Origin of the sequence: Candidatus Sororendozoicomonas aggregata (assembly GCF_031528575.1) — a bacterium.
GTDB classification, from domain to species: domain Bacteria; phylum Pseudomonadota; class Gammaproteobacteria; order Pseudomonadales; family Endozoicomonadaceae; genus Endonucleibacter; species Endonucleibacter aggregata.
Map to the genome: position 1 here is coordinate 1 of NZ_JAVLSP010000117.1, position 9,000 is coordinate 9,000.

The following is a 9,000-nucleotide window of genomic DNA, read 5'->3' on the forward strand; positions in this document are numbered from 1 at the left end:
CGGTTTCAGCGCTGGTATCCCAAAGTGTTCGATTTCTTTGAGTTCAACCACCTGACGCTTAAAGATCTGTGCCAAAGGGCAACCGTATTGATTGCCGCGTCGGAGCCCGGTCAACCACTTTCACACTTGACGGTGTAGAGAAAAACAAGATGGGCTACATCCGCCATTTCTTTAAACAGTGCTTTGAGGCTAAAACCAAAAGGTTCAGAGATATTTTCACATAATGTGAGCCCAAAAGGGGGGCTTTTTTCAAGCCCGAGCGCTTCTGTTTTCAAGCCGCTACAATTATCAATGAATGGTTCGAGACACTGTACTATAAATGGACACCCTTCTTTTGACTGGACGTAGGCCGAAGTATGGGATAAACCTTGAGTTTTTCTGTTCAGTGGTGATTCATTGTGCTTGTGTCGTTTGAAATCCGAATATGGATTTTCTGTTCATGCAACCATTGCAGCCAGGCTTCACCACGAAACTCCCGATCTGCGGCAAAGTACTTAATGCGCTCCACGGCGAACAGATCAACTAAGTAAGTTTTGCCGTTCGGGCTGAGACTGTCGAAGCTCGCTGCCACCACTATTCGACTCTTCGGCAAGGTCAGACGCCAGCCATGCGTTGAAATACCTCGCAATAGCTGACTATTATTGGTCGTTTATCCTATCCTGTTCTGGCGTCTAGCTTGCCATGTTCATTACGGTAGTTTGAAAAGATAACTGAAATAAGTAGCCAGAGGTTGGATCCATTGAAATGAGTGGACATATAGCATATAAAATTATAAGAAATATTTTTAAATCATTTTTAAAGTATATTGGTCGGTATAAACAGATGATGACTGCTCCATTTGTTACATTACGTAACCTTATTGTTACGTTGTGTTCTGTTACAGAAAACTCGCGTTTAAGAATTTGCAAGAACAGTATAAAACTGTCTACTATTTGTCCTACGATAGTTGTAGCTACAAATGTTGTATTTCTTGATGTTGACGGGTGTGCAATAAAAACTAAACGACGACAATTATCGAGAATATGGTATTAATGATAAAACAGGAATTAGCAACTCATGACTCTGAAAGGTTTAATCAAACTTACCCAGCTGATGCAGGAGCATCCACTTACCGTTATTCAATGGCAAATTCTTTTAGTGGTTGCTGAAAATCCGGGTGAGACTATTACTGACCTGGTAAATGAAGACAAACTACTGTGTGGTACTCCCAGTGATATCGCCGTTAGTGTAAAGCGCTTAGGTGAAGGTCGCCATGATCGCCCAGGCCTGGGGCTTATCAAAAAAGTTCAACATGAAGATGATGGCCGCTACTTCAAGCTTTCTCTGTCGCCTAAAGGCAAAAAGCTGGTAGAGAAGATCAAACAGAAGTCGCGTTATTTGAAATAAGTTTGTATTACCCCGCATAAATCAAAAAATGTGTGTGGTGTGCCTGTTCCTGATGGTTTGAAGTAAAGTAGCGGTTGTCCATATAGCTACTTTCAAACCAACAGAACAGGAGTGAAGCATAAGGCATGAGGCCTCAGAGCTGCTTATGCCATTGGTTCAAACTCAAGGTAGAACTCATCGAGATCGCAGAATAAACTATTGAGGGACATAAAGTCCTCTTGGCTAGCTACTTTGATATACAGCATCCAAGTGTAAGCTAGTCGGTGAGACTCTCTGTGTCTTTTCAGGCATCGAACTCACGTTATTCTAGCCAATCACTATAGGCAATACACTCTTTCAGCAATAGAAAAATGCGGCTAACCGTGTTGGAAACTTCTTTTTTTCTTTCAAGAATGCCAATAATATGTTCAATGGCATTAATTTCAATGCTGCTCGAGCCTCCCGAAAACCCTCACCATATATAGGATCAGAGCTTTTCATCAAAATGGTTCGCCGGTATCTAGCGTCTTGTGTCTTCTGGCTTCTTAGCCAGATATACTCCATTAGCATACACATACCTTCTTCGACTTTTATCGGTAAGTCTTGATAATTATTATAAAAAAACCAGGCGTGCGTGAGTTCATGGATGGCAACAGTCCGGAAATGCTCCTCTGGCAGATTAGTTTGAATAAGAATATCCTTAAAATTGCGGGCCACTACTCGCTTACCCGAACTCATGATGGTCCAGCGGGCCAAGCCTAAGATTGGGCGCTCATCGTGAAAATTATGTCGGCTGAATTTACGGAGATCATCCCTGCCACACAAATGCACCGGGACTTGCGCACGATTGAGCTTTAAACCAACGGAGGCCAGGGCTTTGCGCATTTCATTGACAATATTGTTAGCCCTTTCAACAGTCGCTACGCCATATAAACCACATGTCGTACAAATCAGAAGACCATCAGGGTATTGCATTCCTCCGCTAGTGAGATGATCACAAACAATACGGCCACAGCTGGCACACCTTGCAAAGTCTTTGTGAGTATGGCAGTAAGCGTTCCCCCAAAAATCCACCAGATAACGACGTGTTAATGGTTTTCGGCATATTGAGCATGGGGGATGGCTTTGGTGTTTATAACAGCGAGGATGCCATGGGAAATGATTATGTTTAACATAATTGGCTGTGATAGATAAACCGCACCCCTGACACCTAAGGCAGTGAGAGTGATAAGGTAACCCTGAAAATGATAGAAACTCCTGATCAGAAATGGATTTTTTACAGCCTGCACACACAAAACACTGGGAATGCCAAGGCTCCCCAAGTGCTGTGACATAATTACCCGTTATTGGTTTTTTGCAGCGTTTACAGGTAGCCATCATCATCCATGATTTCAGCAGATTGTTTTATTATATCCCATGATCTTTCGTCAGTGCACGAAGTCGCTTCGTTTCAGCATGATAATACTGGCTAGTCGTATTGATAGAATCATGACCTGCAAAAATTGCCAGATCTTCAATATCCATCTTGCGCGCTAAATGAGTGAGAGCGGTATGGCGCAAAGCATGGAAAGGGATTGCCCTGATTCGTTCGGCTAAGAAAATATCAGATGTTTGCTCAGCACAGTGACTCATAAAGGCCTGCCACCAAAAACGTAACCCTCGTGAAGATAATGCAGTGATCTCTCCTTTTGACTTCCGAAGCCTTGGTGCCAGGGGGAAAATAGAGTTTTTTTCATCAAAATACACGGATTTAAAAGCTAATAGTTGATTATAAAGCGCGGAGCTAATGGGGAGCTGTCGTCTTTTCCGGCCTTTTCCCAATACACTAAGGTATAAATCGCCTTCTCCGTCTTTATGAATATCAGCAAAGGAGTGCCCAGTGATTTCAGATTCTCGCAGCCCCAGGGCGTAAGTTGTAGCCACTATAATGCGAGTTCTTTCTGCTTCTTTTTGTTCGAGCTTCGTCTTTATCGGCATATTATCAAGGCATTCCTTGAGGTGCGCCCACTCATTATCATGAAAATAGCGAATGACTGTAGCACCTTTTGCCTGCTTTTCGCCTGATCGCACCAATGACGCTGCAGGGTTACCAAGGGTGTATCGGTTTTTTTCCAGAAAAGTAAAAAAGGTTGATAGCACATCAATAACCTGGTCGGTACTTTTTCCGATTTTTATCGGTGCTTTAAACAATATTTTGTCAGGACTGCCGGGCAAAATACCTGGGCTGAGCCAGCTCTCTGGGAGATTCTGAATAAAATGAAGGTATGATTGAAGGTGCTTTAGGCGAACCCCTTTATAATTGATGCCAAGCTCCTGATAAATAAAAAATGTAAATCTTACAGTTTCACGCTCATAACGACGACGTGTCTCGCTCGAGCGGGTTCCGGCCTTGTTAAGAAATAAGACCAATGCATCATTATCATCATGAGCGCCCATAAGATTACTTTGCTCATGATCTAGCCCTGAAGGAACGTTGTTATGCTGCCAGGCAATCAAATCGACCAATGAGTTCTCCATTCACCTCACTCCTTTTCTGACTTAACTGCTTGCGCCAGTGCTTTTTCCATGGCAAGGGCATAGCCCCGACTCTTTTCCAGCTCCAGGGCTACCCCCTGCGATTCACTGATTTTCTTGTCTTTTTCGGACAAGGAGAGTTCCAGTTTTTCCATACGCTGGAGGTTATTCTGCAGCTGTTGCTTAACAACAGTTAATTCTTTAATTTGCTCCAAACATATAGAAAGCGTCGAGACAACCTCCTTCGCATCAACATGCAACAGCTCTTTTACTTGAGAAAATATAACCAGTTGTGGTTTTACCCGGTCAATTTCATCTTGCAACGTGCTTGTTGCATTATTTGCCTCCTCCAATGCCTGTTCTTTCAATATTACCTTGTTTGCCATCAAATTTTTTTCTTTTTCAACGCTAAGTAATTGTGTATGCAGTGATTGATGCTCTTTTTGCAAAGCCTGTTTTTGAGTACGCTCATCGTCCAACGATTTTATCCAGTGATCAATTTGACGACTATACTGTTGATCAAGCTTGGTTTCTTGTGCCGCTATAGCTTCAGTATGCTCTACCTTTAGCGCTTTTACTGCTGTTTGTAGATCTTTAACTTTATGAGACTGTTGGGATTTCTCGTTGGCTAAATTTGTAATTTCCTGCTCTAACTGTTGAATCAAGTTATTTTTTTCACGTAGAGACGCCTCAAGAGCATCATTGTTGTGCCATAACTGTTGGTTTTTTTGTTCAATGTCAGCCTTCTCTTCTGTGAGGTCCTGAACTGCTTTCTCTAATATGCTCTGCTTATTGGCAGCTTGACTTCGGACTTCAACAAGTTCTTTGCTGATATCACTTTTCCACTGAATCAGTAAACGTTGCAGATTGAGCACAAGCTCTTGTGGTAGATCATTGTCCCCTTGCTGTTGCGCTTCATCAAGGAAGCGCCATTGATTGTAATAGGGAAGCACAGTTTGCTTGCCCATCTGTGCCAGCTTGGCGAGTTTATCAGCATTGATTTTCTCTCCGCGCTCTTTCAGTTCGTCCAGGATGCGAAAAATATACGTTTTTTTCTGAATATCTTTGTCATTTTCCATAGAAATATCTCTGCGTCTACTTTCGATACTATTAATACTAGTATACCAATACTGGTATTAATAGTATCTATATTAAATAATTACTACCGGTAACTGTCCTTACCGGTAGTAAGGGCTGGTATAAGTCCGGTATTTTAAGTCTCTGATGTGCTGATGTAAATTGATGCAGGTCAATGAATACGGGTGCTGTGGCAGGATTTGGCGCAGTATTGGAGCTGGTTTTGGGTCTTTGGTGCTGGTCTACTTACCAATACTGTAAAACACCCTCAAAATAGCCTAAAACTTCAAAAAATAGGCCAGTGGGAATTTTTGTATAAAGCAATAATGGCAGGGAAAAACTCTGAAATGTTAAATTAGCGGGTTTTGTTGCAGTAACTCCCCTATAGCCCAGAGCACGCAAGCGCTGGCGGCTAATGAAGGTTTTATTTTGTCTAATTTTGACTGCCAGTATGATATCAGACAGTTTTCTTGTGATTTTTGGGCACGTTCAAGGTTGACTGAATAGAGAACATAATCCTTGTCTAATCCGGTAATTTCTGCGCAGCGCAAAGCGTACTTGTCACTAATGACGCCGCCTTTAAGCCAATAGCGGACTGTGTTTCTATCTGCTCCTATGACTTTTGCAAGACTATAAATAGTGTCTTTTTTGATGCTTTTTTTAACTTCGTTGATCAGTTTTATTGTCGAGAACATAATTTCAGCCTAAATGCAAGTTTTTACAGTTTGTGGAATTAGCATAGAACGTATTGGGTGGAAAAGCTAACGGATGGGCTGGTTGACAGTTGTGTAAGGCTCCCCCTATTCTGAAATTGTTCCGTTGTGATTTTTGGGGCGGGTAGCTCCCCCCCTGTTTTTTTTCACAACAAAACCAACGGTAGCAACGGGTGATAAAAAAAATGAATGCAGAAGCCAGAAAGGTTGTTTCAATAAATCCAGAGCAAGACGAAGGGTAGTTGAACGCCAAAGAGAAAAGGGTGGGAAAATTGTTTGGCGCAAGAATTACCTGGAACTGGCTGTTTTTACCCTAGTTATGGAGGCTCTGAATGCGGGTGATTTATGCATTGAGGCTGGCGATTTGTTCAGTGATTATCGGGATAAACTAATCTCTCAAGACCAGTATCAGCAACATATTGATGAGTACAGTCAACAGTCTGGTATAAGCACTGATCCGGAAATATTTGTTCAAGCGCTTAAACAAAGTTTGAAAGAGGCTGCATCACTGGCCGATGAATCCTTCCCAGATTGTCAGCATGTACGATTTGAGGATGGCCATCTAAAGCTAAGCAGGCCGGAGAGTAAAGTTCCAACTGAAAAAGTCACAGAAATCAAGCGCCTGATGGATGAGCACATACCATCACTTAATATATTGGATTTACTGATTGAGTCAGAACAATGGTTGGATCTACACACGCTATTCTCTCCACCTTCTGGGGAGAAAAGCAGACTGTCTGACCCTCGAAAACGGTTTGTAACTACCCTGTTCTGTTATGGCTGCAACCTTGGCCCAACACAAGTGGCCAGATCGGTACAGGGGTTGAGCCGAAAACAGGTAGCCTGGCTCAACATAGGCTACATCTCTGAAACTGATTTAGATAAAGCTATCACCAAGACTATCAATGCTTACAACCGTTTCCAGCTCCCAAAAAGCTGGGGAACGGGTGAGCGTGCTGCAGCTGACGGTACTCGGTTTGATGTCTACCAACAGAATCTGTTTTCTGAGTATCATATTCGCTACGGTAGCTATGGTGGAGTCGGTTACTACTTTGTGTCAGACACCTACGCAGCGTTATTCAGCCGATTTATCACCTGTGGCTCTTATAAAGGAGCCTATATTCTGGATGTTCTGATGAACAATAAGTCAGATATCCAACCAAACATTCTGCATGGAGACACTCATGCTCAAAATGAGCCGGCATTTGGTCTGGCTTACCTACTGGGTATTGAGTTAATGCCACGTATTCGCAAAGTCGGAAAACTTCGTTTTTACCGGCCTGAAGCGGATATACGCTATGGTCACATTGATAGTCTGTTTGAGCAAACCATTAACTGGTCTCTGATCAAGCAGCATTTACCGAACATGTTGCGTGTTGCCCTTTCTATCAAACACGGAACCATTGATCCCTCAGCGATTTTACAAAGATTAGGCTCAGGCACTCGTAAAAACCGGCTGTATTTTGCATTCCGTGAACTGGGACGCGCCGTAAAAACACGTTTCCTGCTGAAATACATCATGGATATTGATTTGCGTAAAACGATCAATCAGGCCACGAATAAGTGTGAAGAGTTCAATGATTTTTGCAAATGGCTCATGTTTGGTGGAGATGGCGTCATTGCCGAAAATCTGCGGCATGAGCAGCAAAAGATTATTAAGTACAACCACCTCGTGGCTAATTTAACCATTCTCCATAACGTGCAAAATATGACGAGAGCACTAAAAGAGCTTGCTAATGGTGGCGTAGAAATAACGCCTGAAATACTGGCTGATCTTTCTCCTTACTGGAGAAAACACATTAACCGTTTTGGCGATTACCGGCCAGATTTCAATATACCTATAACCAAGCTTGAGTATGACCTGGCTATTCCGGTGATCCCTTAATGGGGATTGGCTTGCATAAGTACCACAATGTGGTATATTTGATACTACATTGTAGAATAAATTATGGAATTTGTAGAGGCCAGCATATTCACCAAAATCATCACCCAGCTTATGACTGATGATGATTATCGAGCCATGCAGGAAGCCATGATCGCTCAACCTGATATTGGCAGCCTTATCAAAGGTACTGGAGGCCTGCGGAAGTTTCGTTGGAAGCTGGATAGCTCCGGCAAACGAGGCGGAGCACGGATAATCTATTACTGGCAGGTCAATGAAGATACCTTTTACATGCTGTACGCCTATAGCAAAAACAGACAAACAGATTTAACCAGTGCTGAGAAAAAAGCATTATCAGAACTAGCGAGGGAGATTTGCAATGAATGACCACGAGTTTAACTTTGATGAGCTTATGAATAGTGTCAGAGAGGCTGTCGATATCAAGAAAGGCATTAAGAAACCTTCACGAACATTTAAGTATGAGGATATTGATGTAGCGAGTATCAGAAAAGCTACGCATCTATCCCAGGAAAAGTTTGCCGCTCTCATTGGAGTGAGTATCAAGACGGTACAAGGCTGGGAGCAGAAAGTGAGAAAGCCTCTTGGGCCGGCCAGATCACTGTTGATTATGTTTAGAAATAACCCTAACCAGGCAATGGCGTTGCTTCATCAGTAAGTTGGTATGAGCTATTTCTGATGAAAGCTTTATCAATAAACGACAGTCTTTCAAAAACAAAAACTCGTCATAATTCCTTTATTATCAATGGATACAGAGCAGATGTGGAGAAAAAACACCCATTTGTCGGCCGCCCCTCGTTGAGGATGTGTTTATTGCCTGCGTGGATGGACTGTCCGGCTTTCCTGAAGCCATTAACACGGCTTTCCCAAAGGCTCAGGTGCAGCTTTGCATTGTCCACCAGGTAAGGAACTCTCTGAAATACGTGTCCTACAAGGAACGCAAAGCAGTCGCTAATGATCTGAAGAGGATATATCAGTCAGCGACATCTGAAGAAGCCGAAAACGAGCTGAGCGCTTTTGAAAGCGCGTGGGGAGAGAAGTTTCCTTCCATAGGCAAGTCCTGGCGCAAAAACTGGGATAACCTGATTACCCTTTTCGACTACCCTAAGGAGATCAGAAAGGCTATTTACACGACGAATGCTATAGAGTCGCTGAATAGCGTCATCCGAAAGGCGATAAAAAACCGGAAAATATTCCCAACGGATGATGCGGTTCTGAAGGTTATTTACCTGGCGACAGAAAAGGCATCGGCCAAATGGACTATGCCAATAAGGGACTGGAAAGCGGCCATGAACCGGTTTGAAATTATGTTTCCAGACCGGATCAAGGTGTAGCTGGAGTAATACAATAAGTGCAACAGGCTAAAACTTGAGATGTGAGACAGCTGTCAGTAGATTTCTAAGTTGTCACACTTTGAAATGGAAGCCTGGA

Annotated in this window: 9 protein-coding genes and 1 pseudogene; 5 read left to right on the top strand and 5 right to left on the bottom strand. The window is 42.8% G+C overall.

The window, feature by feature from the left end:
• Window positions 1–382 precede the first annotated feature (382 nt).
• Window positions 383–592, bottom strand: coding sequence for a hypothetical protein (locus V4C51_RS15975; protein WP_330927180.1), 210 nt, complete (start codon window positions 590–592; stop codon window positions 383–385).
• A gap of 464 nt (window positions 593–1,056) precedes the next feature.
• Between V4C51_RS15975 and V4C51_RS15980 the strand changes: the two genes are divergently transcribed.
• On the top strand, window positions 1,057–1,386 hold the full coding sequence (locus V4C51_RS15980; protein ID WP_330927181.1) for a MarR family winged helix-turn-helix transcriptional regulator: 330 nt from the start codon (window positions 1,057–1,059) through the stop codon (window positions 1,384–1,386).
• Between the two features lie 336 nt (window positions 1,387–1,722).
• Here V4C51_RS15980 and V4C51_RS15985 read toward each other — a convergent pair whose 3' ends face one another.
• The 4 genes from V4C51_RS15985 to V4C51_RS16000 all read right to left on the bottom strand — a co-directional run bounded on the left by V4C51_RS15985 (window position 1,723) and on the right by V4C51_RS16000 (window position 5,651).
• On the bottom strand, window positions 1,723–2,748 hold the full coding sequence (locus V4C51_RS15985; protein WP_330927182.1) for a protein DA1: 1,026 nt from the start codon (window positions 2,746–2,748) through the stop codon (window positions 1,723–1,725).
• Between the two features lie 24 nt (window positions 2,749–2,772).
• Window positions 2,773–3,882 carry a tyrosine-type recombinase/integrase gene (locus V4C51_RS15990; RefSeq protein WP_330927183.1) on the bottom strand — a complete coding sequence of 370 codons (1,110 nt, stop codon included), beginning with the start codon at window positions 3,880–3,882 and terminating at the stop codon, window positions 2,773–2,775.
• A 5-nt stretch (window positions 3,883–3,887) separates the two neighbouring features.
• Window positions 3,888–4,958 carry a coiled-coil domain-containing protein gene (locus V4C51_RS15995; protein ID WP_330927184.1) on the bottom strand — a complete coding sequence of 357 codons (1,071 nt, stop codon included), beginning with the start codon at window positions 4,956–4,958 and terminating at the stop codon, window positions 3,888–3,890.
• A 348-nt stretch (window positions 4,959–5,306) separates the two neighbouring features.
• Entirely contained in the window at window positions 5,307–5,651 is a 345-nt protein-coding gene (locus tag V4C51_RS16000) for a hypothetical protein (protein ID WP_330927185.1), read from the bottom strand.
• Window positions 5,652–5,784: 133 nt separating this feature from the next.
• On the opposite strand from V4C51_RS16000, the gene V4C51_RS16005 reads away from it, so the two are divergent.
• The 4 genes and pseudogenes from V4C51_RS16005 to V4C51_RS16020 all read left to right on the top strand — a co-directional run.
• Window positions 5,785–7,554 carry a transposase gene (locus V4C51_RS16005; RefSeq protein ID WP_330927186.1) on the top strand — a complete coding sequence of 590 codons (1,770 nt, stop codon included), beginning with the start codon at window positions 5,785–5,787 and terminating at the stop codon, window positions 7,552–7,554.
• A 63-nt stretch (window positions 7,555–7,617) separates the two neighbouring features.
• Window positions 7,618–7,938 carry a type II toxin-antitoxin system RelE/ParE family toxin gene (locus V4C51_RS16010; RefSeq protein ID WP_330927187.1) on the top strand — a complete coding sequence of 107 codons (321 nt, stop codon included), beginning with the start codon at window positions 7,618–7,620 and terminating at the stop codon, window positions 7,936–7,938.
• The gene (gene nadS / locus V4C51_RS16015; protein WP_330927188.1) at window positions 7,931–8,227 is read left to right on the top strand and encodes a NadS family protein; all 297 of its coding nucleotides are present in this window, start codon (window positions 7,931–7,933) and stop codon (window positions 8,225–8,227) included. Before V4C51_RS16010 ends, nadS begins: the two co-directional genes overlap by 8 nt.
• A 139-nt stretch (window positions 8,228–8,366) precedes the next feature.
• A pseudogene (locus V4C51_RS16020) lies at window positions 8,367–8,903 on the top strand (IS256 family transposase); the annotation flags it as partial.
• Window positions 8,904–9,000 lie beyond the last annotated feature (97 nt).